Source organism: Streptomyces sp. NBC_00028 (genome assembly GCF_045041065.1).
GTDB lineage: Bacteria > Actinomycetota > Actinomycetes > Streptomycetales > Streptomycetaceae > Streptomyces.
Map to the genome: position 1 here is coordinate 8,079,826 of NZ_CP108293.1, position 25,683 is coordinate 8,105,508.

General features: G+C 71.8%; 25 protein-coding genes and 6 tRNA genes. 21 read left to right on the forward strand and 10 right to left on the reverse strand.

What is annotated here, in order from left to right; genetic code table 11:
- Position 1 precedes the first annotated feature (1 nt).
- Positions 2–361 carry a hypothetical protein gene (locus tag OG885_RS36440; RefSeq protein WP_109500094.1) on the reverse strand — a complete coding sequence of 120 codons (360 nt, stop codon included), beginning with the start codon at positions 359–361 and terminating at the stop codon, positions 2–4.
- Between the two features lie 122 nt (positions 362–483).
- On the opposite strand from OG885_RS36440, the gene OG885_RS36445 reads away from it, so the two are divergent.
- The 10 genes from OG885_RS36445 (at position 484) to OG885_RS36490 (ending at position 13,556) form a co-directional block, all read left to right on the forward strand.
- Positions 484–1,134 (forward strand): HAD-IA family hydrolase, encoded by a 651-nt coding sequence (locus tag OG885_RS36445; RefSeq protein ID WP_405739086.1) that lies wholly within the window; start codon positions 484–486, stop codon positions 1,132–1,134.
- A gap of 322 nt (positions 1,135–1,456) precedes the next feature.
- Positions 1,457–2,488: a methionine ABC transporter ATP-binding protein gene (locus tag OG885_RS36450; RefSeq protein ID WP_405743037.1), complete on the forward strand. Its 1,032-nt coding sequence runs from the start codon at positions 1,457–1,459 to the stop codon at positions 2,486–2,488.
- The gene (locus tag OG885_RS36455) at positions 2,485–3,210 is read left to right on the forward strand and encodes a methionine ABC transporter permease (RefSeq protein ID WP_405739089.1); all 726 of its coding nucleotides are present in this window, start codon (positions 2,485–2,487) and stop codon (positions 3,208–3,210) included. The genes OG885_RS36450 and OG885_RS36455 overlap by 4 nt, the downstream gene beginning before the upstream one ends.
- 70 nt (positions 3,211–3,280) lie before the next feature.
- Positions 3,281–4,114, forward strand: a complete 834-nt coding sequence (locus OG885_RS36460) for a MetQ/NlpA family ABC transporter substrate-binding protein (RefSeq protein WP_405739092.1) — start codon at positions 3,281–3,283, stop codon at positions 4,112–4,114.
- 129 nt (positions 4,115–4,243) lie between these two features.
- Positions 4,244–4,882, forward strand: a complete 639-nt coding sequence (locus OG885_RS36465) for a GNAT family N-acetyltransferase (RefSeq protein WP_405739095.1) — start codon at positions 4,244–4,246, stop codon at positions 4,880–4,882.
- Between the two features lie 104 nt (positions 4,883–4,986).
- Positions 4,987–6,198, forward strand: coding sequence for a precorrin-6y C5,15-methyltransferase (decarboxylating) subunit CbiE (gene cbiE, locus OG885_RS36470; RefSeq protein WP_405739098.1), 1,212 nt, complete (start codon positions 4,987–4,989; stop codon positions 6,196–6,198).
- 367 nt (positions 6,199–6,565) lie between these two features.
- Entirely contained in the window at positions 6,566–10,834 is a 4,269-nt protein-coding gene (gene cobT / locus OG885_RS36475; RefSeq protein ID WP_405739101.1) for a nicotinate-nucleotide--dimethylbenzimidazole phosphoribosyltransferase, read from the forward strand.
- Positions 10,835–11,042: 208 nt separating this feature from the next.
- Positions 11,043–12,275 (forward strand): uroporphyrinogen-III C-methyltransferase, encoded by a 1,233-nt coding sequence (gene cobA, locus OG885_RS36480; protein ID WP_405739103.1) that lies wholly within the window; start codon positions 11,043–11,045, stop codon positions 12,273–12,275.
- A 64-nt stretch (positions 12,276–12,339) separates the two neighbouring features.
- Positions 12,340–13,158, forward strand: a complete 819-nt coding sequence (locus tag OG885_RS36485) for a TrmH family RNA methyltransferase (RefSeq protein WP_405739105.1) — start codon at positions 12,340–12,342, stop codon at positions 13,156–13,158.
- Positions 13,159–13,163: 5 nt separating this feature from the next.
- A complete protein-coding gene (locus OG885_RS36490) occupies positions 13,164–13,556 on the forward strand; it encodes an NUDIX domain-containing protein (RefSeq protein ID WP_405739112.1) in 393 nt (130 codons plus the stop codon).
- Positions 13,557–13,560: 4 nt separating this feature from the next.
- Here the strand turns inward: OG885_RS36490 and OG885_RS36495 are convergent, their stop codons facing one another.
- The gene (locus tag OG885_RS36495) at positions 13,561–14,967 is read right to left on the reverse strand and encodes a protein kinase domain-containing protein (protein ID WP_405743039.1); all 1,407 of its coding nucleotides are present in this window, start codon (positions 14,965–14,967) and stop codon (positions 13,561–13,563) included.
- Between the two features lie 196 nt (positions 14,968–15,163).
- Here OG885_RS36495 and OG885_RS36500 point away from each other — a divergent pair, with 196 nt between their 5' ends.
- The 4 genes from OG885_RS36500 (at position 15,164) to OG885_RS36515 (ending at position 17,360) form a co-directional block, all read left to right on the forward strand.
- Complete coding sequence (locus OG885_RS36500; protein ID WP_046261530.1) at positions 15,164–15,403, forward strand: hypothetical protein; 240 nt, start codon at positions 15,164–15,166, stop codon at positions 15,401–15,403.
- A 232-nt stretch (positions 15,404–15,635) separates the two neighbouring features.
- Positions 15,636–15,833 (forward strand): hypothetical protein, encoded by a 198-nt coding sequence (locus OG885_RS36505; protein WP_405739115.1) that lies wholly within the window; start codon positions 15,636–15,638, stop codon positions 15,831–15,833.
- A gap of 211 nt (positions 15,834–16,044) precedes the next feature.
- Positions 16,045–16,983, forward strand: coding sequence for a phosphotransferase family protein (locus OG885_RS36510; protein ID WP_405739118.1), 939 nt, complete (start codon positions 16,045–16,047; stop codon positions 16,981–16,983).
- Between the two features lie 80 nt (positions 16,984–17,063).
- Positions 17,064–17,360, forward strand: a complete 297-nt coding sequence (locus OG885_RS36515) for a zf-TFIIB domain-containing protein (RefSeq protein WP_405739121.1) — start codon at positions 17,064–17,066, stop codon at positions 17,358–17,360.
- Positions 17,361–17,401: 41 nt separating this feature from the next.
- On the opposite strand, the gene OG885_RS36520 is transcribed toward OG885_RS36515, so the two are convergent.
- From OG885_RS36520 to OG885_RS36540, 5 genes are all read right to left on the reverse strand, one after another.
- Positions 17,402–17,473: transfer RNA gene (locus tag OG885_RS36520), tRNA-Val, on the reverse strand.
- Between the two features lie 32 nt (positions 17,474–17,505).
- Positions 17,506–17,577: transfer RNA gene (locus OG885_RS36525), tRNA-Val, on the reverse strand.
- A 32-nt stretch (positions 17,578–17,609) separates the two neighbouring features.
- A tRNA-Val gene (locus OG885_RS36530) sits at positions 17,610–17,681 on the reverse strand.
- 1 nt (position 17,682) lies between these two features.
- A tRNA-Cys gene (locus tag OG885_RS36535) sits at positions 17,683–17,756 on the reverse strand.
- Positions 17,757–17,797: 41 nt separating this feature from the next.
- A tRNA-Gly gene (locus OG885_RS36540) sits at positions 17,798–17,870 on the reverse strand.
- Between the two features lie 177 nt (positions 17,871–18,047).
- On the opposite strand from OG885_RS36540, the gene OG885_RS36545 reads away from it, so the two are divergent.
- The 3 genes from OG885_RS36545 (at position 18,048) to OG885_RS36555 (ending at position 20,804) form a co-directional block, all read left to right on the forward strand.
- Positions 18,048–19,094 carry a chorismate-binding protein gene (locus OG885_RS36545; RefSeq protein WP_405739124.1) on the forward strand — a complete coding sequence of 349 codons (1,047 nt, stop codon included), beginning with the start codon at positions 18,048–18,050 and terminating at the stop codon, positions 19,092–19,094.
- On the forward strand, positions 19,091–19,912 hold the full coding sequence (locus OG885_RS36550; protein WP_405739127.1) for an aminotransferase class IV: 822 nt from the start codon (positions 19,091–19,093) through the stop codon (positions 19,910–19,912). The genes OG885_RS36545 and OG885_RS36550 overlap by 4 nt, the downstream gene beginning before the upstream one ends.
- 67 nt (positions 19,913–19,979) lie before the next feature.
- A complete protein-coding gene (locus OG885_RS36555; protein ID WP_405739130.1) occupies positions 19,980–20,804 on the forward strand; it encodes a GNAT family N-acetyltransferase in 825 nt (274 codons plus the stop codon).
- A gap of 2 nt (positions 20,805–20,806) precedes the next feature.
- Here OG885_RS36555 and OG885_RS36560 read toward each other — a convergent pair whose 3' ends face one another.
- Positions 20,807–21,334, reverse strand: a complete 528-nt coding sequence (locus tag OG885_RS36560; protein ID WP_405739133.1) for a DsbA family protein — start codon at positions 21,332–21,334, stop codon at positions 20,807–20,809.
- 1,324 nt (positions 21,335–22,658) lie between these two features.
- Here OG885_RS36560 and OG885_RS36565 point away from each other — a divergent pair.
- On the forward strand, positions 22,659–23,102 hold the full coding sequence (locus tag OG885_RS36565) for a hypothetical protein (RefSeq protein ID WP_405739135.1): 444 nt from the start codon (positions 22,659–22,661) through the stop codon (positions 23,100–23,102).
- A 156-nt stretch (positions 23,103–23,258) separates the two neighbouring features.
- The gene (locus OG885_RS36570) at positions 23,259–23,411 is read left to right on the forward strand and encodes a hypothetical protein (RefSeq protein ID WP_170068264.1); all 153 of its coding nucleotides are present in this window, start codon (positions 23,259–23,261) and stop codon (positions 23,409–23,411) included.
- A 69-nt stretch (positions 23,412–23,480) separates the two neighbouring features.
- Here the strand turns inward: OG885_RS36570 and OG885_RS36575 are convergent, their stop codons facing one another.
- Positions 23,481–24,041 carry a CGNR zinc finger domain-containing protein gene (locus tag OG885_RS36575; protein ID WP_405739138.1) on the reverse strand — a complete coding sequence of 187 codons (561 nt, stop codon included), beginning with the start codon at positions 24,039–24,041 and terminating at the stop codon, positions 23,481–23,483.
- A 240-nt stretch (positions 24,042–24,281) separates the two neighbouring features.
- Positions 24,282–24,695 carry an SsgA family sporulation/cell division regulator gene (locus tag OG885_RS36580; RefSeq protein WP_004002642.1) on the reverse strand — a complete coding sequence of 138 codons (414 nt, stop codon included), beginning with the start codon at positions 24,693–24,695 and terminating at the stop codon, positions 24,282–24,284.
- Positions 24,696–24,886: 191 nt separating this feature from the next.
- On the opposite strand from OG885_RS36580, the gene OG885_RS36585 reads away from it, so the two are divergent.
- Both OG885_RS36585 and OG885_RS36590 read left to right on the forward strand, forming a co-directional pair.
- Complete coding sequence (locus OG885_RS36585) at positions 24,887–25,339, forward strand: TIGR02611 family protein (protein ID WP_399958179.1); 453 nt, start codon at positions 24,887–24,889, stop codon at positions 25,337–25,339.
- A gap of 79 nt (positions 25,340–25,418) precedes the next feature.
- A tRNA-Val gene (locus OG885_RS36590) sits at positions 25,419–25,490 on the forward strand.
- Positions 25,491–25,683: the final 193 nt, after the last annotated feature.

Consider the following 25,683-nt stretch of genomic DNA (forward strand, 5'->3'; position numbering starts at 1 on the left):
GTCAGCCTCCCCAGATGTCATAGAGCCGCACCTCCAGCACGGCCAGCACCACACCGCCCGCGGCCGCCGTCACCGAGCCCCACTTCGAGCGCTCGGTCAACGACATGAGCCCCGCCGCCGGGACGCACGCGAACGCGCCCACCAGATACGCCACGAAGATCGTCGTCCCCTGCTCCGGCTTCTCGCCGCGGGCCAGCTGCACGATCCCCACGACCAGCTGGACCAGTGCCAGCAGCGACACCACGCCCATCCCGATGAAGTGCCAGTCCTTCGTCGGCTGATCACGGTAGGCGGCCCAGCCGCACCAGGCGGCGAGCAGCAGCGCGGCGACGCCGGTCACGAGCGTCAGGGCATCAAGCATGGGGCGACCCTATTACGGAGCGGAAGACCGGCCGGGGTCGCCCCCGGCCTCGCCTCGACGCCCCGTGCAGCGAGAATCGAGCAGGGTTCGAGCGGCCGACGCGACCCCGTAGGGTCGACGGCATGAAGATCCGTGCACAGGCCATGCTTTTCGACAACGACGGCACCCTCGTCTCCTCCCTCGCCTCCGTGGACCGCTGCTGGCGGCAGTGGGCCGAGGAGTACGGCATCACGGCCGAGGACTTCGCGCGCGTGGAGCTGCACGGACGGCCGGCCGTCGAGATAGCCGCCGATCTGCTGCCCGCCGAGATCGTGCCCGAGGCCGTCGCGCGGATCGAGACGCTGGAGGTGGAGGACGTGCCCAACGACGGTGTCCAGCTGCTGCCCGGCACCCGGGAGTTCCTCGCCTCGCTGCCCGCCGACCGCTGGGCCGTCGTGACCTCCGCCACCCGCCGGCTCGCCGAGGCCCGCCTCGACGCCGTCGGCATCCTGCCCAAGACCCTCGTCTCCGCCGACGACATCACCCGCGGCAAGCCCGACCCCGAGCCCTACCTCCTCGCGGCCCGCGAACTCGGCGTCGACCCCGCCGACTGCGTCGTCTTCGAGGACGCCCCCGCGGGCCTCGCGGCCGGACGGGCCGCCGGGATGACCACCGTGGCATTGACCACAACCCACCAGGCCCACGAGCTGGCGGCCGACCTGGTGATCGAGAACCTCTCGGCCTTGTCCGCCCTGGTCACGGCGGCCGGCGTGGAGATCTCCGCCCGCCCGTGACACCTGTCCGCCGCTGTCCAGGATGCGGACAGCGGCGGTTGGTAAGGACCATACGTCTGCTTTACTGATTCCATGACCACGACGAGCGACCGCACCTTTGCGACCGAGGCGACCATGACGCCCGGTGCTCGCTGTATGTGTCGAATGTGCGCCTTCTAGAGGGCCCCCGCACCACCCCTGAGCCTCGCGCCCCGAAGCGAGCAGCCGTGGCATGTCCGTACCGGCCTCGCCGTACGTGACCGTGCTGCCCCGCGCACACCCGTTCCTCTCGTACCAGGGCACACCCACGCCCGCGTACGAACTCGACAGTGATGGAATCCCAGTGATCACCACCTCGGGCCTGACCAAGGTCTACCGCTCCCGCGGCCGTGAGGTCACCGCCCTCGACGGCGTCGATCTCCATGTCCGCGAAGGCGAGGTCTACGGCGTCATCGGCCAGTCCGGCGCCGGCAAGTCCTCCCTCATCCGCTGCGTCAACCTGCTGGAGCGCCCCACCGCCGGCACGGTCACCGTCGCCGGCCGCGACCTCACCGCCCTCGCCGGACGCGGCCCACGGGCCGGCAAGGAACTCCGCGAGGCACGCAGCCGTATCGGCATGGTCTTCCAGCACTTCAACCTGCTGTCCTCCCGGACCGTCCAGGACAACATCGAGCTGCCGCTCGAGATCCTCGGCAAGTCCGGCAAGGAGCGCTCGCGCAAGGCGCTGGAGCTGCTCGACCTCGTCGGGCTCGCCGACAAGGCGAAGGCCTACCCGGCCCAGCTCTCCGGCGGCCAGAAGCAGCGTGTCGGCATCGCCCGCGCCCTGGCCGGCGACCCCAAGGTCCTGCTCTCCGACGAGGCCACCAGCGCCCTCGACCCGGAGACCACCCGCTCCATCCTCCAGCTGCTGCGCGACCTCAACCGCCAGCTCGGCCTGACCGTCCTGCTCATCACCCACGAGATGGACGTCGTGAAGTCGATCTGCGACTCCGCCGCCCTCATGGAGAACGGCCGCATCGTCGAGTCCGGGACGGTGAGCGAGCTGCTCGCGACCCCCGGCTCCGAACTCGCCACCGCGCTCTTCCCGGTCGGCGGCGAGGCCACCGGCGCCGACCGCACCGTCGTCGACGTCACCTTCCACGGCGAGGCCGCGACCCAGCCGGTCATCTCCCAGCTGTCGCGCACCTACAACATCGACATCTCGATCCTCGGCGCCGCCATCGACACCGTCGGCGGTCTCCAGGTCGGCCGGATGCGCATCGAACTGCCCGGCCGTTACGAGGACAACGTCGTGCCGATCGGGTTCCTGCGCGAGCAGGGCCTCCAGATCGACGTCGTCGACGAGCCGGTGCTCGTGAAGGAAGGTGCCAAGTGACCTGGTCCGAGATGCAGCCCCTGCTGTCCCAGGCGTGTTGGGACACCCTCTACATGGTCGGGTGGTCCACCGTCATCGCCGTGGTGGGCGGCCTCCCGCTCGGCGTCCTCCTCGTCCTCACGGACCGGGGCGGACTGCTCCAAAACGTCGTCGCCAACAAGGTCATCGGCCAGGTCGTGAACGTCGCCCGGTCGATGCCGTTCATCATCCTGATGGTCGCGCTGATGGGCTTCACCCGTTCCATCACCGGCACCACCATCGGCCGCGAGGCCGCGATCGTGCCGCTCGCCATCGGGGCGATCCCGTTCTTCGCGCGGCTGGTCGAGACGGCGGTCCGCGAAGTGGACGGCGGGCTCGTCGAGGCCGTGCAGTCGATGGGCGGCAACACCTGGACCATCGTCCGCAAGGTCCTCGTACCGGAGTCGCTGCCCTCCCTGATCGCCAGCACCACGACCACGATCGTGGCGCTGATCGGCTACTCCGCCATGGCCGGCACCGTCGGCGCCGGCGGCCTCGGCGACATCGCCATCCGCTACGGCTACCAGCGCTTCGAGACCCAGCTCATGTGGATCACCGTGGCGATCCTCGCGGTCGTCATCTCGCTGATCCAGTTCGCCGGCGACTTCGCGGCCCGCTCGCTGCACAGCCGCGGCGGCAAGGCGGGTCCGGCGCCGAAACTGCGGCTGCTGAAGGCCGCGACGGCGGACACCAAGACCGTCTGACCCACCCCTCCCAAAACTTCCCCGCACACCCTTCGCGGGGTCGCTCTGCCCAAAAGGAAAGGCACTTTTCGTGCGTAACACCGCAAAGCTCACGACCGCAGTCCTCGCCGCCGGCGCCCTCACCTTCGGCCTCACCGCCTGCGGTTCGGACAACGACTCCGCCGGCTCCACCGACAAGAGCGGCCCGCTCGTCGTCGCCGCGAGCCCCGTCCCGCACGCCGAGATCCTCAACTACGTCAAGGACAACCTGGCGAAGAAGGCGGGCCTCGACCTGGAGGTCAAGGAGTTCACGGACTACGTCACGCCGAACACGGCGACGGAGGACGGCTCGGTCGACGCCAACTACTTCCAGAACCAGCCGTACCTCGACGACTTCAACAAGAAGAACGGCACCCACATCGTGCCCGTCGTGACGGTTCACCTGGAGCCGCTCGGCCTCTACTCCCACAAGGTGAAGAGCGCCGACGCCCTCAAGAGCGGCGCGACCGTCGCGGTCCCGAACGACAGCGTCAACGAGGCCCGTGCGCTCAAGCTCCTCGCCGCCAACGGGATCATCACGCTCAAGGACGGCGTGGGCAACGAGGCGACCCCCGCCGACATCACCAAGAACCCCAAGAACCTCAAGTTCAAGGAGCTGGAGGCGGCCCAGACCCCGCGCTCCCTGGACGACGTCGACGCGGCCGTCATCAACGGCAACTACGCCATCGAGGCCGACCTCTCGCCCGCCAAGGACGCCCTCGTCCTGGAGTCCGCGACGGACAACCCGTACGGCAACTTCCTCGCGGTGAAGGACGGCAACGAGGACGACCCGCGCGTGAAGAAGCTCGCCAAGCTCCTCACCTCCGACGAGGTCAAGAAGTTCATCGAGGACAAGTACGACGGTTCCGTCATCCCGTCCTTCTGATACGTACCGATACGTACAGGGTCCACTCGATCACCCCGAGTGGACCCTGTCGTGCGGTTGAGTGCCTTCATGCTGCATGCTGGGCAGTTCAGCAGGCCCTGAAAGTTCCCGAAGGTTACGGAGCGGCGCATGACTAGCACCTTCCCCAACATCTCCATCAGCACGGAGCGGTTGGTGCTGCGTCCCCTCGACGAGGACGACGTGCCCGCGTTGACCGAGATGATGAACGACGAGCAGATCGCCGCCTGGACCGACGTCCCGCAGCCCTTCACCGAGGAGAACGCGCGTGGCTGGATCGACGAGTACGCGCCCACCGAACGCACGGCGGGCCGCGGACTCGACCTCGCCGTCACCGAGTTCCTCACCCAGCGCCTGGTCGGCATCGTCCAACTGACGAAGACCAACTGGCACATCCGCGCCACCGAACTGTCGTACATCATCGCCCCCTGGGCCCGCGGCGAGGGCTACGCCTCCGAGGCCGCCCTCGCCACCGCCCAATGGCTGTTCACCGACCAGAAGTTCGAGCGCATAGAGCTCCGCACGGCCGCCGACAACACCGCCTCCCAGCAGGTCGCCCAGAAGATCGGCTGCATCAGCGAGGGCGTCCTGCGCAACGCCTGCATAGCGCGGGTCCGCACCGAGGACGACACCTGGGCCGACGTCCGCACCGACTTCATCGTCTGGAGCCTGCTGCCGGAGGACATCGAGGGCGCGGGGGAGCAGTTGGCCGACACGGGCGGTTTCACCTCGTACGGCGACTGGAACTGAACCAGGAGGGGCGGACGGTACCGCTGTCCGCGTTCGCCGGGTCGACCAGGTACCCTCACGGAACCCGCCCCTGACGACCTGCGCAAACCTGGAGACTGACGAAGATGGCCGACCGGGTCACGGTGATCGGCTGGGACGGCTCGCCGCTGACGGCCGCGGCCCGCGCCGCGCTCGGCGCCGCGACGCTGGTGGCGGGCGCCCCCCACCATCTGACGCTGCCCGAGGTACCGGCCGCCGCCGAACGCATCCGCCTCGGCAGTGTCTCGCTGGCCGCCCGCGGGATCGCCGGCCATCGCGGCACCGCGGTCGTCCTCGCGGACGGCGACCCCGGCTTCTTCGGCGTCGTACGCACCCTGCGCGCACCCGAGTTCGGCCTGGAGGTCGAGGTCGTCCCCGCCGTCTCCTCGGTCGCCGCCGCCTTCGCCCGCGCCGGCATGCCCTGGGACGACGCCCAGGTGGTCGTCGCACACCGCCGCACCCTGCGACGCGCGGTGAATGTGTGCCGCGCCCACACCAAGGTCGCCGTCCTCACCTCACCGGGCGCGGGCCCCGCCGAACTCGGCCTCCTGATGGAGGGCGTCCACCGCACCTTCGTCATCTGCGAGGAACTCGGCACCGCACGCGAACAGGTCACGGTCCTCACCTCGGACAAGGCCGCCGACCACACCTGGCGCGACCCCAACGTGGTCATCGTCATGGGCGGCCCGGTCGCCGCGGCCGACGGCGGCGGCTGGATCGCCGGCCGGGACCCCGGCACCGGACCGCGCGGCTGGGTCCAGCCCGCTGACGCCTACGACGGCCCGCTCGGCGAGGGCGAGACCGAGGTGCTGCGCGCGGCCCAACTCGCCCGGCTCGGCCCGCGCGTCGGCGACCTCGTCTGGGACATCGGCTGCGGCAGCGGGGCCTTCGCCACCGAGGCCGCCCGGGCCGGGGCCGCCGTCATCGCCGTCGACCGGGACCTCACCGCCTGCGGCCGCACCGACGCCGCCGCCCGCCGCTTCGGCGTCCAGCTCCAGATCGTCCGCGGCACCGCCCCGCACGTCCTGGAGAACCTCCCCGAACCGGACGTCGTCCGGGTCGGCGGCGGGGGAGCGGCGGTCGTCTCCGCGGTCGCCGACCGCCGCCCGCAGCGCATCGTCGCCCATGCCTCGACCCGCGACGAGGCCGAACTCCTCGGCCGCGACCTGACCGAACACGGCTACCGCGTCGAGTGCGCCCTCCTCCAGTCCGTCGAACTCGACACCAGGGCCTGGACGGAGACCGAACGGAGCGTCGCGTTCCTGCTCAGCGGGGTATTGCCCGACCGCACCGGGTGACCCTGTTTGTCCTCCCCGTGATCCTGTTGTCGTACTGCGCGCGGTAGGCTGGCCGACTGTTGTACCGCACCCGGTGGCCCGGCCTTTCGTTCGTCAATGTCCGGAAAACGCGCCCGTTTTGGGGTGGGTGTGGTACGGCAGAACCGGAGGACGCGCAACGTGGCGCAGTCCACAGCGGGCTGTCGCGGATCAACCTGTCGCGACGGGGGAACGGCCGGGACAATGCCAGTTAATGGCTTTGTCGTCTTTCTCGGCGGGCCGTTCGTGCCGCTGGGCACGCACGCTCGTTCTTCACTGCGGGGGCGGTCGGTGCGCCGTTCCCGGTGAGCTGGTCGTAGAAGCACTAACCGATGGGCGAGGGGTACGCATGACCGACACCGGCCAGGTCCCGGGCGAGGGACTGCCGGAGAACGCAGGCATGGTGGAACAGCCGGGCGCCCCCGCGCACGGTGCGTACACCTACCTCTCCGAGACCACCGCCGAGGACGAAGACCTGTTGCTGCTGCCGGGCGCCCAGGGCGCGTGGGGCAACGAGGTCGCCCCGCCCGCACCGGAGCCCGTCGTCGAGACCTGGGAGGCACCGTTCACGGAGCCGGCGCAGGAGCCGTACGCGGACACGGCGCAGGAGCCGTACGCGGACGCCGCGCAGGAGCCGTACGCGGACGCCGCGCAGGAGTCATTCGGGCAGCCCGTCCAGGAGCCCTATGGGGAGTTCGCACAGGGTTCCTCCGCGGAGGCCGTGCACGAGCCTGGTCCGCATGAGACCGCCGGCCGCGACAGTGGTTCCGTCGACCTCGGTGGCGTCCGCCTCCCCACCCCGCAGCCCGTTCCGTCGGCTCCTACGACGCCGATCCCGCCGATCACCCCCCGTCGGCCGCTGCATCTCGGCCCGCCCATCCCCGACGCCTCCGCGAGCCCGGTCCGCTCCCTCGCCGACCGCGGCCCCGCAGGCGCGCCGGCCCGCCACGCGGGCCCGCCGACGACGGGCCCCGAGTACCTCGACGTCCCCCAGCCCCTGCGTGAGATGGCCCCGCAGGGTGCCGTGCCCTGGGGCGCCGCGGGCGTGGTGGCCCAGGCTGCCGAAACGGTTGTCCCGGCGACGGATCATCACGCGGCCCTGCAAGCCCCGGAGCCGGTGGGCGCGGCCCAGGCCGCGGTCGCCCGCCTGACGGGTGAGGCGGGGGTCGCCCCGGCTGTGGGGCAGACGGGGGGTGCGGGTCCGGAGGGCGTGCCGTCCGAGGCCGCGTATCAGGAGGGCGTGCCGTCCGAAGGCGTGCCGTCGGAGGGTGTGCCGTCGGAGGGTACGTATCCGGCACAGGCTCCGATCGGCGGTGAGGGTGCGCCGGTCGCTGGTGCTGTGTCCGAGACGGGCGGTGGGGAGCCGCCGCTGGTCGGGGAGGTTCCGGCCGAAGTTCCGGCCGAGGCTTCCGAGACCGGCGGGGCGGACCTGCCCGATGCCGATGCCGAGCAGACCGCTGCCGTGGTGAACGGCGATGCGATCGATCAGGTTGCCGAGGCTCCGGTCGCACCGGAGCCGCAGACGGTGCTACCCCCGGAGGCCGTCGCGCCCGAGGCCGAGCAGGTCGCGGATGCCGTGGCGACTGAGGAGGCCGGGCAGACTGCCATGGCTGAGCCCGCCGACCCCACCATCGTGCCCGAAGCCATTGCCCTCACCGCCGATCCCACGGCTGTGGCAGAAGAGGCCACCCCCGCAGTCCCCGGACCGGAGGCCACGGCCGCCGAGCCTGACGCCGCCGCCCCGACCGTCATCGCAGCCGTACCCGCGCCCGAGATCACTGAGGCCACCGCTGCCGTAGCCGAGACGAGCGCCCCCGCAGAGGCTCCCGTCGAAGCCCCCGCCGCTACGCCCGAGGCCCCCGTAGCCGAGACCATGACCGTCTCCGAGCACACCGCCCCGATCCCGACGCCTGTCCCGGCTCCGGCCCCGGACGCCCCCGAAGCCGTACCGACCCCGCAGGCCCCCGAAGCCGTACCGCAGCCCGCGGCGACCTCACCGGCAACCGCCCCCGCGACACCCGCGGCGGACACCCCCACGGCTCCCGCGGCGGACGCTCCCACGGCTCCCGCCACGGACGCTCCCCCGGCTCCCGCCACGGACGCTCCCACGGCTCCCGTCATCGACATCCCGGCGCCCCCTGCCACCGACACCCCCGCAGCGGCCGTCGTCGGGCAGATCGCGCAGCCGGAGGCCACCGCCCCGGCCGCCGAGCCCGTCGCCCCCGCGGAGGTCACCGTCGTGGAACCGTCGCCCGAGACCGCCCCCGGCGCCGAGCCGCTGCCCCACCCCACGGACCTCGCACCGGGCACCCCCGACCAGCAGACCGCTGCCGCCGAGGCGGAAGCCACCCCGCAGCCGGTCGCCGTCCCCGACCCCGCCTCCCAGGTCGCGGACGCACCTCAGCCCGAGGTTCCTGCGACGGACGCGGCCCAGCCGGGAGACGACCTCCAAGCCGTTCCCGTTCCGGCTCCCGTCGCCCCTGCCGCGCAGGTGGACGTCCCGCAGCCCCCGGCCGCCCCCCACGGCCTCATCGCCGAACCCGCAGGCCCCCAGGTGCTGTTCATGGACCAGGCCACGCCCGCGCAGACGCCCGGCGGCGTTGCCACCCCCCATCCCGGCCAGCCCCTGGGCCAGTTCGTCCAGGTGGAGGGTTCCGTGCCGACGACTCCGCACCTCGCTCCCACCCCGCCGCAGCCGCTGATCCTGCCCGCGGAAACCCCAGGGGACGCGGAGGCCCACCAGGACCAGCCCGCTGTCCCCGCACCGCGCGAGGGCGACGACCCGGAACACGTGGAACTCGTACAGAACGCCGACGACCTGGACACCCGGGCCGCCGATCAGGAAGAAAGCACGGCCACCGTGGAAGAAGTACGCCAGTCCACCGGCCCGGCCGCGCCCGCCTACGACGACGCCGAGCGCGAGGCCGTCCTCAAGGTCATGCGCGAGCGGCGCGACATCCGCAACGGCTTCCGCGGTGACCCCATCCCGCACGAGGTGCTGCTCCGTGTCCTGGAGGCGGCCCACACGGCCCCGTCCGTCGGCCACTCGCAGCCGTGGGACTTCGTCGTCATCCGCTCCGCCGACACCCGGCGCAGCATGCACGAATTGGCCATGCGCCAGCGCGACGCGTACGCCAAGTCCCTCCCCAAGGGCCGGGCGAAGCAGTTCAAGGAACTGAAGATCGAGGCCATCCTCGACACTCCCGTGAACATCGTCGTCACCGCCGACCCGACCCGCGGCGGCCGGCACACCCTCGGCCGGCACACCCAGCCGCAGATGGCGCCGTACTCCGCCGCGCTCGCGGTCGAGAACCTGTGGCTCGCCGCCCGCGCCGAGGGCCTCGGCGTCGGCTGGGTCAGCTTCTTCGACGAGCGCGAGATGGTCCGCGCGCTCGGCCTGCCCGAACACCTCGAAGTCATCGCCTACCTGTGCGTCGGGTACGTCGACGAGTTCCCGGACGAGCCCGAGCTGATGCAGGCCGGCTGGTCCAAGCGCCGTCCGCTGTCCTGGGTCGTCCACGAGGAGACGTACGGCCGCCGCGCCCTGCCCGGCGAGGAGCCGCACGACCTGCTCGCCGAGACCGTCGCCCAGATCCGCCCGCTGGACGCCAAGGCGCTCGGCGAGGCCTGGGAGCGGCAGAAGCGGATGACCAAGCCGCCGGGCTCGCTCGGCATGCTGGAGATCATCTCCGCCCAGCTGTCCGGCCTGTCCCGCCAGTGCCCGCCGCCGATCCCGGAGCCCGCGGCGGTCGCGATCTTCGCCGGTGACCACGGCGTGCACGCCCAGGGCGTCACCCCCTGGCCCCAGGAGGTGACGGCCCAGATGGTCGCCAACTTCCTCGGCGGCGGCGCGGTCTGCAACGCCTTCGCGAGCCAGGTGGGCGCCGAGGTCTGTGTGGTGGACGTCGGCGTCGCGGCCGACCTCCCCGCGACCCCCGGTCTCCTGCCCCGCAAGGTCCGCGCGGGCACGTCCGACATGACCACCGGCCCCGCGATGACCCGCGAGGAGGCCAAGCAGGCCATCGAGGTCGGCATCGAGACGGCCCGCGACCTGGTGGCGGCAGGCAACAAGGCGCTTCTGACGGGCGAGATGGGCATCGCGAACACCACCGCGTCCGCCGCCCTGATCTCGGTCTTCACGGACACCGACCCGGCCGAGGTGACCGGCCGCGGCACCGGCATCAACGACGAGACTCTCGCCCGCAAGACCGAGGTCGTCCGGCGCGCCCTCGAACTCCACCAGCCGGACCCCGCCGACCCGATCGGCGTCCTGGCCGCGATCGGCGGCTTCGAACACGCGGCGATCGTCGGCCTCCTCCTGGGCGGCGCCTCCCTCCGCACCCCGGTGATCCTGGACGGCGTCAGCGCCGGCGCCGCCGCCCTGGTGGCCCGCGCCATCGCCCCCGAGGTCCTCGCGGCCTGCATCGCGGGTCACCGCAGCGCGGAGCCGGGCCACGTGGCCGCCCTGAACAAGCTGGGCCTGCGCCCCCTGGTCGACCTCGACCTCCGCCTCGGCGAGGGCACCGGCGCGCTGCTCGCCCTGCCGCTGGTCCAGAGCACGGCGAGGGCGATGCACGAGGTGGCGACGTTCGACTCGGCAGGGGTCACGGAGAAGTAGGACGGAAGCGAGAGGGCTCGGGGAATCCCCCGAGCCCTTTTCTCCGTGGGTCCGCACCTGGTTCTCGGTGGGTCCCGCACCCGGCTTCTCCATGGATCCGCGCCCGGCAGCGACGCCCAGCCACCGGACACCCGACCCGCCAAACCCGCCCACCCCTTAAAATCTGCACGTCAGGGCCACTGCCAAGCCCCCGGAGGAGCCGCCCCTCATGGCCGAAAACCCCGCCTACCCCGTAGGCCTCCGCCTCACCGGCCGCAAGGTCGTCGTCCTCGGCGGCGGCCAGGTCGCCCAGCGCCGCCTCCCGGCGTTGATCGCGGCGGGCGCGGACGTCCTCCTCGTGTCTCCCGAGGCGACCCCCTCCGTCGAGGCCATGGCGGACGCGGGTGAGATCGCCTGGGAGAAGCGCCCCTATGCGACCGGTGACCTCGCCGACGCCTGGTACGCCCTGATCGCCACCAGCGACACCGACGCGAACACCGCGGCCTCCGCCGAGGCCGAAGCGCACCGCGTCTGGTGCGTCCGCTCCGACGACGCGGACCAGGCGACCGCCTGGACCCCGGCCACCGGCCACAGCGAGGGCGTCACGGTCGCCGTCCTCACCACGAACGCCAAGGGCCGCGACCCCCGGCACACCGCGGCCATCCGCGACGCGGTCGTGGAGGGCCTGCGCGACGGCACCCTCGTCGCCCCGCACCACCGCACCCGCACCCCCGGCGTCGCCCTCGTCGGCGGTGGCCCCGGTGACCCGGACCTGATCACGGTCCGCGGCCGCCGTCTCCTCGCCGAGGCCGACGTCGTCATCGCCGACCGCCTCGGCCCGCGCGACCTCCTCGCCGAACTCCCGCCGCACGTCGAGGTGATCGACGCGGCGAAGATCCCGTACGGCCGTTTCATGGCCCAGGAGGCCATCAACAACGCCCTGATCGAGCACGCGAAGCAGGGCAAGTCGGTCGTACGACTCAAGGGCGGCGACCCCTACGTCTTCGGCCGCGGCATGGAGGAGCTGCACGCCCTCGCCGAGGCCGGCATCCCCTGCACCGTCGTGCCCGGCATCTCCAGCTCGATCTCGGTCCCGGGCGCGGCCGGCATCCCGGTCACCCATCGCGGTGTCGCACACGAGTTCACGGTGGTCAGCGGCCATGTCGCCCCTGACGACGAGCGCTCGCTCGTCGACTGGCCGTCGCTGGCCAAGCTCACCGGCACCCTCGTGATCCTCATGGGCGTCGACAAGATCGGCAAGATCGCGGAGACGCTCGTGGCGCACGGCAAGCCGGCGGACACCCCGGTCGCCCTGGTCCAGGAGGGCACCACGGCCGCCCAGCGCCGCGTGGACGCCACCCTCGCGACCGTCGGCGAGACGGTCGTACGCGAGGATGTGAGGCCCCCGGCGGTGATCGTCGTCGGCGCGGTCGTCGGCGTAGGCCCGCAGACATCCGCGTAACCCCGGGTAACCCAACTCGTACCCAGCCGTTGGCACCGCACCCAGAGCAAGGCAGTATCACCCTGTGGCCGATCTCATCACCGTCGAGGATCCCGACGACCCGCGCCTGCGCGACTACACAGGCCTGACCGACGTGGAGCTGCGCCGCAAGCGCGAACCGGCCGAGGGCCTGTTCATCGCCGAGGGCGAGAAGGTCATCAGACGCGCCAAGGACGCCGGCTACGAGATGCGGTCGATGCTGCTGTCCGCGAAGTGGGTCGACGTCATGCGCGACGTCATCGACGAGCTGCCCGCCCCGGTGTACGCGGTCAGCCCGGAGCTCGCCGAGCGGGTCACCGGCTACCACGTGCACCGCGGCGCGCTCGCCTCCATGCAGCGCAAGCCGCTCCCGACGGCGACCGACCTCCTGCAGACCGCCCGCCGGGTGGTGGTCATGGAGTCGGTCAACGACCACACCAACATCGGTGCGATCTTCCGCTCGGCGGCGGCCCTGGGCATGGACGCGGTGCTGCTGTCGCCCGACTGCGCGGACCCGCTCTACCGCCGCAGCGTGAAGGTCTCGATGGGCGCGGTCTTCTCCGTCCCCTACGCCCGCCTCGACAGCTGGCCCAAGAGCCTGGAGTCGGTCCGCGAGGCGGGCTTCTCGCTCCTCGCGCTCACCCCGGACGAGAAGGCCAAGACCCTGGACGAGGCCGCCCCGCACAAGATGGACCGGGTCGCCCTGATGCTCGGCGCCGAGGGCGACGGCCTCTCCACCCAGGCCCTGGTCGCCGCCGACGAATGGGTCCGCATCCCGATGGCCCACGGCGTCGACTCCCTCAACGTCGGCGCCGCGGCGGCGGTGGCCTTCTACGCGGTGGCCACGGGCCGCCCCGAGCTGTAGGCCCGGTGCCGCAGCGCCAGGCGATCGTCGCGGTCCTCCTCCGGGCGGACCGCGTCCTGGTGATCCGCCGCGCCGCGGGCGTGGCCCGCCCCGGCTACTGGCAGCCCCTCAGCGGCAAGCTCGAACCGGGGGAGACCCAGCGGGAGGCGGTGATCAGGGAGGTCCGCGAGGAAGTCGGCCTGACGGTCGTCCCGCTCGCCAAGGTCTGGGAGTCGGAGACCGACGACGGCGTCTTCCGCCTCCACTGGTGGACGGCCCGCGCCGACGACGGCGAGGTGGTCCCCGACCCCTCGGAGGTAGCCGACACCCGCTGGATCACCCCTGCGGAATTCCCGGCCCTGGACCCGGTGTTCGAGGGCGACCTCGAGTTCTTCGACCGGATCCTCCCGGGCCTGTGACGCCTCAGTCGGACGTCTCCAGCGTCGACTCGAACCGTTCGGACATCAACTTCCCCTCGTCCAGCGGCGGATGGTGCACCCGCTGCTGCCGTACGACATCACGGTCGTCGCCGATGCCCCGCGCGGGCCCCTGACACCCCTGGGCCGCCGCGATGCCGAGCGCCACCAGCAGGGTCACGACCACGAACACGAACAGCCGCTGCCGCAGCAGCCGCGGATTGGCGGGCCGCCGGCCCGTCCCCGTGGTCCTGGGCGCCGGACGCCCCGTACCGCTGCGCTGCGCGGGACGGTTCCCGCCCCCGGAACGGGTCGTGTTCCGCGAGGCCGGCGTGGGCCGGGCACCGGACCGGGAGGTGGGGCCACCCCCGCGCGACGGCGTCCCGTTCCGCGACGGAGCGGGCCCGCGCGAGGACGACGGCGTACCACCGCGCGGCGCCGGAGTGCGCTGCGTGGGCCCCGGCTGCGTCCCCTGAGGCCGCCGCTGCTGCATCCGCTGCTGGTCGGGATAGCTCTCGGTGACCCGCCCGGCAGGCCGGTCCACATCGGCCCCACGGGGCGCCGGAGGCCGCACATCCGCGAGCCCCTGCGCCTCCCGCGCGGCGATCTCCTTGAGCCGCAACGACAGTTGGAGCGTGCTGGGCCGTTCCTCCGGGTCCTTGGCGAGACAGGCACGCACGAGCGGAGCAAGAGCATCCGGTACGCCGTGCAGCTGGGCCTCCTCGTGCACGACCCGGTACAGCATCACCTCGGAACTCCCGTGCCCGAAGGGCGAGTCGCCCATCGAGGCGTACGCCAGCGTCGCGCCGAGCGAGAACACGTCCGTGGCCGGGGTGACGGCGGCGCCCCGCACCTGCTCCGGCGCGAGAAAGCCGGGCGAACCGACGGCGGTACCCACATGCGTGAGCGTCGAGGCCCCGGTCGCCCAGGCGATGCCGAAGTCGATGATCCGCGGACCCTTGGGGGAGAGCAGGATGTTGGACGGCTTCAGATCCCGGTGCACGACACCGGCCTCGTGCACGGCGACCAGCCCCTCCGACAGGGCCGCACCGATCGCGGCGACCTCGGCCGCGACCAGGGATCCCTCGTCGGCGACCTTGTCGTGCAGGGAGGGCCCGGGCACGTACTGGGTGGCGAACCACGGCCGCTCGGCGTCCAGATCGGCGGCCACGAGCCGTGCCGTGCAGCCGCCCCTGATCCGCCGGGCCGCCGAGACCTCACGCGCGAACCGCGAGCGGAACTCCTGGTCCTCCGCCAGATCGGGCCGGATCACCTTCAGCGCGACCCGCTGCCCCTTCTTGTCGGAGCCCAGGTAGACGACGCCCATACCGCCCGCGCCGAGCCGTCTGTGAAGCCTGAACGAGCCGACGACGCGCGGGTCCTCGCGCCTCAGGCGCATCATCGCCATGTTCATCCCCGCTGCCCGGTCCGTGTGACGTGCCACAGCTTACGTTTATGCGGCCGCCCACGCGCAGAGGCCGCGCCCTCTCGTCCCGACGGATTGTCAGTGCCCGGTGGGAGAATTGAGGGGTGGTCAGGGAGCGCGCGCTCGGACGGGCTTTGATCCGCGCGCCTTCCCAACCATCCGTCGCAGAAGGGGGATTGAACCCGTGAAGGGTGATCGCGTGGAGATAGTCGTGGACGCAGGAGACACGACGCGTACGTACGAGGTGGTGGCGAGCAGGGCGGGTCGCCGAGTGGAGACGGCGGTCCGCCGAGGTGTGGTGGAAGTGAGCGAAGTCACCCGTAGCGGCTCCGTCGTCCGGACGGCCCGCTTCATGGCGACCCGGGTCCTGGCGCTGGTCGAGCAGCCGGTGCCGCGCGAGGACGGCTCGGAGAAAGCCGGGTAAAGCGGGCGCCCCCTCGGGGAAGACCCGGAGACCTAGGTCCTCGTCTCCACCCAGGGGAGTACTCCGCAGGTCATGGCTCATCCTCCGGGAGGCCCGGCAATCGGTACGAGGGCATGACGTGCGGCGCTCGCCGTCCGCCTAGATTTGAGGTCAAGCGGCGGGTGCAGCACTCGTCCCCCGAGGTCAGACACCCGCCGCTGCCAACGACAACAGAACGGTCAGGAGAGGGACCATGGCCCACACGGCACCGCGGACGATCGTCCGCACACAGGAACGCACCACGTTCCGCCCCCGCCGCACGGGCCGTCGCCACCCCTTGGTGGCGACGCTGATGGCCCTTCCTCCTGCGGTCCTGCTCTTCCTCCTCTTCGGAGGCTGGGAGACCGTGGCCACACAGGCGTCGTCCGTGGGAGTGATGCTGGGGCGCTGAGCGGCGACCCCAGGCCCGGAAGAGCGGTCCGGGCGGGGACATCCACCCATGAAACCCCGTGGGGACGGGGGTGCGGCGGACGGCACAAATGCCGGCGCAGCTGGGGAGCTGCGCCGGCATTGCTTTTCCCCGGCGGCTTTCCGCGACGCGGTCGAAGCGGGCCCTGCCCGTACCCTCGCAGTCACACCCCGCACCGCCTCCAGGGAGCCCCGTGACCGCCTCCGCCCTGCTGCTCTCCGAGCTCACCACCCGAGCCAGGGTCACGGCCCACTCCGCCACCTCGACCTGCGTCTGCGGCACCAGCACCCTCGCCGACCGGCCCGACGCCACGGTGGTCCGGCACGCCGACACGGTCGCCAAGGCCCACGCACCCGCCACACCACCCGCCGAACTGACCGCCCGCCTCGCCACGGCCGCCCACCTCCCCGGCATCCTCCTCCCGCCGCTCACCCCGACACCGGCGGACCTGCACGGCCGCCTCGTCACGTTCTGGCCCTACGGCGCCCCCGTGGACCCGGAGAACCCGGACGCGGCCCCCTGGGAGGAGGCGGCGGTCCTCCTCGCCCGCCTCCACCGCACCCCCGCCGCCCCCGACCTGCCCCCGATGCGCGGCCCGGCCAAGGCGGCCCAGGCGGTCGACCGCCTCCGCGCGGCCCCTCACCGCCCGGCGACCGACCCCGTCCTGCGCGCCTGGGCCGCCCTCCCCGCCTGGGCCCGCGCCGAGGCGCCCCTGCCGGACACCCGCACCCTGTGTCACGGCGACCTCCACCTCGGCCAACTCGTCCGCCACCCCGCGCCCGACGGCCCCTGGCTCCTCATCGACGTCGACGACCTCGGCACCGGCGTCCCCGCCTGGGACCTCGCCCGCCCGGCGGCCTGGTTCGCCTGCGGTCTGCTCCCGCCCGACGAGTGGACCCGCTTCCTCGACGCCTATCGCGCAGCGGGCGGCCCCGCCGTACCGCGGGACGGCGACCCCTGGCCCGCCCTGGACGTCCCCGCCCGCGCCCTGACCGTCCAGACCGCGGCACGCGCCCTGACGAAGGCCCTGACCGCGGGCCGTCCGCTGGACGAGGTGGAACAGTCCCTGATCGACGCCTGTGCCCGAATGGGTTCCGCCCCACCCGAGTTGACCGGGACATTCGCGAAGTAGGGTGCAACCGACCGCAGCCGGACAGTGTCTGTCCTGGCGATACATGAAGCAGGACCGACCGGCGAGGAGTTGAGCCGACCATGCAGTGTCCCAAGTGCCATGCACCCATGCACACGTACAACCGCAACGGCGTTCAGATCGAGCAGTGCAGCGGCTGCCGCGGGATATTCCTGGACTACGGCGAGCTCGAGGCGCTGACCCGCCTGGAGTCCCAGTGGAGCCAGCCCGCCCCGCCGCCCCCGGCCGCCCCGCAGGCGTACCCGGCGGCCCCCGCGGCTCCCGCCTGGGGTACCCCGCAGCACGGTGGTCACTACGGCGGCCACCACGGCCACCACCAGCGGCACAAGAGCTTCGGCCACATGCTGTTCTCCAGCTGACACGAAGAAGCCCCCGGCACAAGGCCGGGGGCTTCGGTGTGTGGACGATACTGGGATTGAACCAGTGACCTCTTCCGTGTCAGGGAAGCGCTCTCCCGCTGAGCTAATCGTCCTCGGGATCACAGTCGAGACTGTGGATCTTGCGTGCGCGATACTGGGATTGAACCAGTGACCTCTTCCGTGTCAGGGAAGCGCTCTCCCGCTGAGCTAATCGCGCGGGTCAGACCTTCGATGACCTCGAAGATCCAGTGGACGATACTGGGATTGAACCAGTGACCTCTTCCGTGTCAGGGAAGCGCTCTCCCGCTGAGCTAATCGTCCTTGGAGGTGGAGACGGGATTTGAACCCGTGTAGACGGCTTTGCAGGCCGTTGCCTCGCCTCTCGGCCACTCCACCAGGAGTGTCGGGGGGTCGGGATGATCCCCCTTGCTCTTCCGAGCGAACGACGAGGTTCGAACTCGCGACCTCAACCTTGGCAAGGTTGCGCTCTACCAACTGAGCTACGTTCGCCTGTCTTTCCGTTCCGCTTGCGCGTCCCGGCGACGTGTTGAACTCTAGCGGATTCCTGGGCCAGCACAAAAACGCGTTTGTGCAGCGTGCTGCGCTGTGCCCGCCCGCACACCTGGTCAGGGGCTCCGAACGGACATGACCAGGTCACCCGCGGGACACCCGCCATAGACTCGACGCGTGCTCGACCTCGCTCCTCTCGCCCGCTTCGGTGACCGTGTCGCCACCGGTCTCCTCGATGTCACCAGCGACCCGGCCGCCCTGGACTCCAGCGGCTTCTGGGCGGTCTGCGCCGACTTCGAAGGCCGTCTGACCTGCGCCCGCTTCCGGGACGTACGCCAGGAGCCGGTACCCGCCCCGGTGCCGGGGGCGTGGCACGGACCGGCGGTCGGCGACTGGACGTCGTCCCTCGACCGCGCCGGGTACACGGCCGGGGTGCGGCGCATCCGCGAGCACATCGCGGCCGGCGAGGTCTATCAGGCGAACCTCTGCCGCGTCCTGAGCGCACCCGTGGCACCCGACGCCGACGTGGACGCACTCACCGCCCTGCTGGCCCGCGGCAACCCGGCGCCGTACGCAGGAACGATCCGGCTGCCGGAGCACGGCGTGGAGATATCCACCGCGTCCCCCGAGCTGTTCCTGCGCCGCGACGACCGGGTCGTCGAGTCCGGGCCGATCAAGGGCACCGGGCGCACCGAGGCGGACCTCCTGGAGAAGGACTACGCCGAGAACGTCATGATCGTGGACCTGGTCCGCAACGACATCGGGCAGGTCTGCGCCGCCGGCAGCGTGAGCGTCCCCGACCTGTGCGCCGTGGAGAAGCACCCCGGCCTCGTGCACCTCGTCTCGACGGTCCGCGGCGAGCTGCGCGACGGCGCCGGCTGGCCGGAGCTGCTGGCCGCCGCCTTCCCGCCCGGGTCCGTCACCGGCGCGCCCAAGTCCAGCGCCCTGCGCATCATCGACGCCCTGGAGACCGCACCCCGCGGCCCGTACTGCGGGGGCGTCGGCTGGGTCGACGCCGACCGGGGTACCGGAGAGCTGGCCGTCGGCATCCGCACCTTCTGGATCGACCGCGCCGAGGGCGTGCTGCGCTTCGGCACCGGCGCGGGCATCACCTGGGGATCCGACCCCGAGGGGGAGTGGCGGGAGACCGAACTGAAGGCCGCCCGACTGCTCGCGGTAGCGTCGGGAACGTACGAGGTGAGTGGAGAGGGACTACCGACGTGAAGATATGGCTCGACGGCGCACTGCAGGACAGCGAGTCCGCCCGCGTCTCCGTCTTCGACCACGGGCTGACCGTGGGCGACGGCGTCTTCGAGACCGTGAAGGCGGTGGACGGCCGTCCGTTCGCCCTGACCCGGCACCTGGACCGGCTGACCCTCTCGGCGCGCGGCCTCGGTCTGCCCGACCCGGACCTGGACGAGGTGCGCCGCGCCTGCGCCGCCGTTCTCGACGCCAACCCCATGCCGCTCGGCCGGCTGCGCATCACCTACACCGGCGGCCACGGCCCGCTCGGCTCCGACCGCGGCGAGCACGGCCCGACCCTGGTCGTCGCCCTGGGTGAGACGACCCGCCGCCCCGACTCCACGGCCGTGATCACGGTCCCCTGGACCCGTAACGAGCGCAGCGCGCTGACCGGCCTGAAGACCACCTCGTACGCGGAGAACGTCGTCGCGCTCTCCCGCGCGCACGGCCAGGCCGCCTCCGAGGCGCTGTTCGCCAACACCGTCGGACAGCTGTGCGAGGGCACCGGGTCGAACGTCTTCGTCGTCCTGGACGGCGAGATCCACACCCCGCCGCTCGCCTCCGGCTGCCTCGCGGGCATCACGCGCGCGTTGACGGTCGAATGGACCGGCGCCAAGGAGACCGACCTGACGCTGGACGTCCTGGAGCGGGCCGAGGAGGTCTTCCTCACCTCCACCCTGCGCGACGTGCAGGCCGTGCACCGCGTCGACGGACGCGAACTGCCCGGCACCCCGGGGCCGGTGACCGCCAAGGCCATGCGCGTCTTCGACGAGCGGGCCGGGAACGACCTCGACCCGTAGGGGCTTGCCCCGGGGGCGAGCGAATATTCGGCTGCTCCGGGGCACGGCAGCGGGTAGAACACCCGTGATGACCACGACCCTGCGGCCGACCGAGCCGCTCCAGCAGAACGCCGACGGCATGCGTTCGCGCCGCTATCAGGTGTGCGTGAACAGCCGTCCCGTCGGCGCCGTCCACCTCGGCACGTCGCCCGCCTTCGGGCCCTCGGTGGCGCGCATCCACGATCTGCGCATCGAGGAACCCGACCGGCGACGGGGCCGCGGGACGGTGGCCGCGCTGGCCGCCGAGGAGGTCGCGCGCGGCTGGGGCTGCCGGGAGATCGAGATCGGCGTCCCCGGGAGTGCCGAGGCGGCCCTGCGGCTCGTCGCGGCGCTCGGCTACGTCCTGCGCAACCGCGGCATGGAGAAGCGGCTTGGCGACACCCCGCCCACCCTGCCGGACGGCTACCGGGCGCGGCCCATGACCGAGGCCGACTTCGACGCCTGGCGGGCGCACGAGTCGGAGGACTACGTGCGCACCTGGATCGACCGGGGCGTGCCCGAGGCCGAGGCCCGCGCCAAGGCCGAGCGCGACCACGCGATGCTCCTGCCCCAGGGGCTCGCCACCGAGGACATGTGGTTCAACGTCCTCGAACACGAGGGCACGCGCGTGGGCGTCCTGTGGCTCGCCCTGCGCGACGGACAGCCCTTCGTCTACGACGTCGAGGTCGACGCGGACCAGCGCGGCCACGGCCACGGCCGCGCCCTGATGCTGCTCGCGGAGATCCAGGCACACGCCCTCGGCAAGCACACGCTCGGCCTCAATGTGTTCGCGGACAACACCCCGGCCGAACGGCTGTACGAGTCGCTCGGGTACGAGACGACGCGGTACGCCTACTACAAGCCGCTGCTGTAGTCCTAGGCGTCCTGACCGGCGGCCAGCAGCCGGTCCACGATCTCCTCGATGCGCTCGCGCAGCCCCTCCTGGCTCTTGCCGCCGTCGAGACGCTCGCCGTCCACGACGTACGTCGGGGTGCCGGTCACGCCGATCGCCTTGCCCTCGGCCTGGTCGGCGTCCACGATCAGGATGTGCCGGCCGTCGATCAGCGCGGTGTCGAACTCCTCGGCGTCGAGGCCCAGTTCACCGGCCACCTCGACCAGGAAGGGCTCTCCCTTGCGGTCCAGCTCCTCGACCCGCCCCAGCACGGCCTCGACGTATTCCCACGCCTTGCCCTGCTCCGCGGCCTCCTCGGCGGCCTGCGCCGCCGCGAACGCGTGCTTGTGCTTCTCCAGCGGGAAGTGCCGCAGCCGCAACTCCAGCCGGTCGCCGTAGCGGGCGCGCAGGGCCCGGACGTCGTCCAGGGCGCCACGGCAGTCCGGGCACTGAAGCTCGCACCAGACATCGAGCACGGGGACGGCGGGACGCACGGGGGAGGAGTCACTCATGCCGCCAGTCTCCCAGCCCACCCCCGAACGACCGAATCGACCTGCCTCCGACGCGGTTGGAGGGGGTTCGGGCGACGGAACGGGAACGGCCTGCCCCCGACGTGGTTGGAAGGGTCAGGGGGACGGATCGGTCGCCCTCCGGCGCGGTTGGGGACGGCTTGGGGGACGGAATCGGTCGGCCTCCTGGGTGATTGGGGGCGGCTTGGTGGATGGGATCGGCGGTTCTCCGACGCGGTTGGAGGGGACTTGGGGGACGGATCGGCCGCCCTCCGGCGCGGCTGGGGCAGCTCGGGGGACGGAATCGGTCGGCCTCCTGCGTGGTTGGGGGCGGCTTGGTGGATGGGATCGGCGGTTTTCCGACGCGGTTGGAGGGCGCTTGAGGGGCGGGAACGGTCGGCCTCCTGCGTGGTTGGGGGCGGCTTGGTGGACGGGATCGGCGGTTCTCCGACGCGGTTGGAGGGGACTTGAGGGACGGGAACGGTCGGCCTCCTACGCGGTTGGGGGCACCTCGGGGGGCGGAATTGGCCTGCCCCCTGCGCGATTGGAGGGGCTTGGGCCGCGGAGTCGGCATGGCACAGGCACGGTCGGACGGACCTGGGGGAAGGAGAGTCGGACTGGCTGCTGCGCGGCTGCAGGGGGCCGGGGCGGCCGAATCGGCCTGACCGCGGCGTGGCTGCACGGCCCTGGCCGACCGAGCCGGACTCGGTCCGCCGCGACGCGCGGGGGTGGGCTCAGGAATTTGAGCCGGTCTGGATACGTCCCGCCTCGACCGGCCATCGACACGAGGCGCCGCCCGTCCGCCTGCCCCGTGCCTCGGTGTACAGACCTGCCCGTCGGACCCTCGTCTCGGTGCAGGCCGGTCCGGCTGATCGGCGTTCTCTGTGTGCAGACCCGCCGGTCCGACCCGCGCCTCGGTGTGCAGTCCCGTCCGTCCGGCCCGCGTCTCGGCGTGCGGCCCCGTCCCTCCGATCCGCATCGTGGTGCCCGGCCTCGTGAGTCCGATCCTCGTCTCGGTGTGCAGGCTCGTCCGTCCACCCCGTGCCTCGGCGCGCAGGCCCGTCCTCTGATCCGCACCGCGATAGCCGCCCCGCCCCGTCCGCTCGCACCGCGACGCGCGGCCCCCACCACCCGCCCTGCGCCCCGGCGCGCAAAACACCTCCCGACCCCCTCCAGCTCCGCCCCTCGGTGTGCTCCCGACCGGCACCTGCGGACGATCTGACCCGGAGATGTCCCTGATGTCCCGCCGGAGCATGGCCCCGTGGGGTTCGGGCGGTGCAGGATGGAAGGGACGAAGTGCCCGACCGACCCCTGCCTGGAGGACCGGATGATTGCCGAGACCGTCTGTTCCGCCGTCTCCGTGGCCGGCCTGGGCATCGCGGCGGTCACGGCGTACCGCAAGCGCTACCTGGCCGCCGCCCGCCTCGCCGCGTACTCGCTCGTGCCGATCGGCCTGGTGATGACCGGTGTCGTGGAGTGGCTGGCGGACACCGCGTTCAGCGTCACGGCGTGGGCCGGCTTCGGGGTGCTCGGCGCCGCGTGGCTGCTCTTCTCCGCCACGCGAGCGGTGGAGCGCCGGCGTGGTGGCACCCGCAAGGAGCGCAAGGCAGCCGCCCGCTCCGCGCAGCGGGAGGCGGTCGCCCCGACGGCCTCGGCGCCCTCCCTCGGTCAGGCCGCGCGCCCGGCGCCCCGTCCGGCCGCCGCACCGCGCGCGGAGTCCGCGGAGGACTTCAGCGACATCGAGGCCATCCTCAAGAAGCACGGCATATGACGGATGCGGACGGACTGAAACGACACAGGCCCGTACGCATCCGAACGCGCACGTGAACGTTTCGGACCGGAGATCACGGGATCCGGCGAACTCCCCTTGTCATTCGGGCGTGTTGGTGACAGCAGGGGTGCTCTCTGCGTCATCATCGCCCGCGAGATGCTGGACACGACACAGAGCGACACCGCGCCGCCGCAGGACGAGCCGCGTGGATGCCTTTTCGCCCTTTCCCAGCCACCGCTGATGATCTTTCTTGCGGTGATCGGGTGTCTGCTGCTCATGGCTGCGCTGCACGATCTGCTGCTGCTCTGAGCCGTACCCGCGGTACCCGGCGTCACCCGCCGGGTACCGCGTCGACACATCTCCGCGCAGCCCTGGGGCTCAGCCCGCCGCCTCCTTGCGGCGCGCCCGGTACGCGGCCACGTGCAGACGGTTCCCACAGGTGCGGCTGTCGCAGTAGCGGCGGGACCGGTTGCGGGAGAGGTCGACGAAGGCGCGCCGGCAGTCGGGCGCCTCGCAGCGCCGCAGGCGCTCCTGCTCCCCGGCGACCACGAAGAAGGCCAGCGCCATCCCGCAGTCGGCCGCCAGGTGATCGGCGACGGAGGCACCCGGCGCGAAGTAGTGGACATGCCAGTCGTAGCCGTCGTGGTCCGTGAGCCGGGGCGTGGTGCCCGCGGCGGCCACCAGCTCGTTGATCATCCCGGCCGCGGCCCGGGCGTCCGGCGCCGAGAAGATCGCGGCGAACCGTCCGCGGATCTTGCGCACCGCGGAGAGGTCGAACTCCGAGAGGACCCCGACGTCACTGATTTCGTTCTTTCGTACGAAATCCTCGAGAGCAGCGAGGTCCGCCAGCGCGTCCGGGGTCGTGGTGTCCTCCGGTGCGGTGTTCACCAGATCCACCACGGCATCGAGGGCACACCGGGTGTCATGGGTGATGAGCACGTTTCGCTCCCTGGCCTGGGGGTCGGGCGGGCGCCCGCCCGTGCTGGCCGATCGTAGTGGCTCCACGTGCGCCCGTACCGGCCCCGACCGTGGCGAACCCCACACCGACGGGCGGACGCACGCCGGCGCCGCCCCGCGGGAATCCGCGGCGACGGCGCCGGTGTGCGTACCTATGGAGTTGTCTTGGCCCGAGCCGTCACCCCGAGTCGACGGCGCCGGGCGGCTTGGTGAGGCCTCGCCCTAGCTTTCCGCCAGGATGTGCGAGAGCTCCTGATCGAGGTCGAAGTGCCGGTGCTCCGTGCCGGGCGGCACAGCAGCGTCCGTGCGCTTCAGGAACGACTCCAGGGCCCGTGCCGGGGCCTCGAGCAGTGCTTCGCCCTCCGGAGAGCTCAGGGCGATGCACACGACGCCCTGACCATGACTGCGCGACGGCCAGACTCGGACGTCGCCGGTGCCGGTGGGCCGATGGAGGCCCTCGGCGAGGAGGTCGCGGGCGAACACCCACTCGACGGTCTCCTCGGCACCGGTGTGGAAGGTGGCGTGCACGGCGTAGGGGTCGGCCGTGTCGTACCGCAGGCCTGCGGGGACAGGCAGGGAGGACTCGCTCGACACAACGAGGCGCAGGTGCAGCTCGCAGCTGACCGTGGTGTTCATAAGCGCCAGGGCCTTTCGCTCAGTGTGCGCTCGGGGATTCGCACGTCGGCGAAATCGACATGCCACCTACGGTGCCGTTGTAAACCCCTCTGAGTGTTTTGCGTGCCTTTACGTAACTCTTCCGGCCGAGGTCCTGTTCGCGAGGTACGACCATTCCGGTGACTGGTTTCTCTCCGGTAGGGTTTGGCTGTATGAACACGGGGAGTGACGACCGGGCCGAGGCGGCCTTGGCATCGGACGAGACGCGGACCAGCGAGGCGGAGAGCGGGCACGGGCTCGGCTCGAAAGCGCCGGAATTCATCAAGGCGCGCCGCGTGCTGCACCTGAGCTGGCAGGTCGGGATCTTCATCATCGGCCTGGCGGTCGTGGTCCTGGGCATCATCATGCTTCCGCTGCCGGGGCCCGGCTGGGTCGTGATCTTCGGCGGCATGGCGATCTGGGCGACCGAGTTCGTCTGGGCCCAGCTGGTGCTGCGCTGGACGAAGCGCAAGGTGACCGAGGCGGCCCAGAAGGCGCTCGACCCCAAGGTCCGCCGGCGCAACATCATCCTGACGTCGATCGGCCTGGTGATCGTGGCCGCGCTCGTCGGGGTCTATCTCTACAAGTTCGGCTTCGAGATGCCCTGGAACATCAAGGACCAGTGAGCCGCGACCGGGGGTGCCGGTACCGGTTCGCGCTGGTCACAGGCACCCCCTGACATGGGGTAATGTTCTTCCTGCGTCCGGGCGATTAGCTCAGTGGGAGAGCGCTTCGTTCACACCGAAGAGGTCACTGGTTCGAACCCAGTATCGCCCACCGGATGCGACGGCCCGTCTGCGAGAGCAGGCGGGCCGTCGTCGTTCACGCCCCCTGGTGCGGCAGCCCCTCGCCGGCCGCGAAACCTCCGGCGAGTTTCAGCCGGACAATCTCCGGGCCCCCCGGGTCAGTTCACGTTCGACCGACCGAACCCTCGCTCCTCACCTGCGACTTCGTCGTGTGTGCTGCGGCA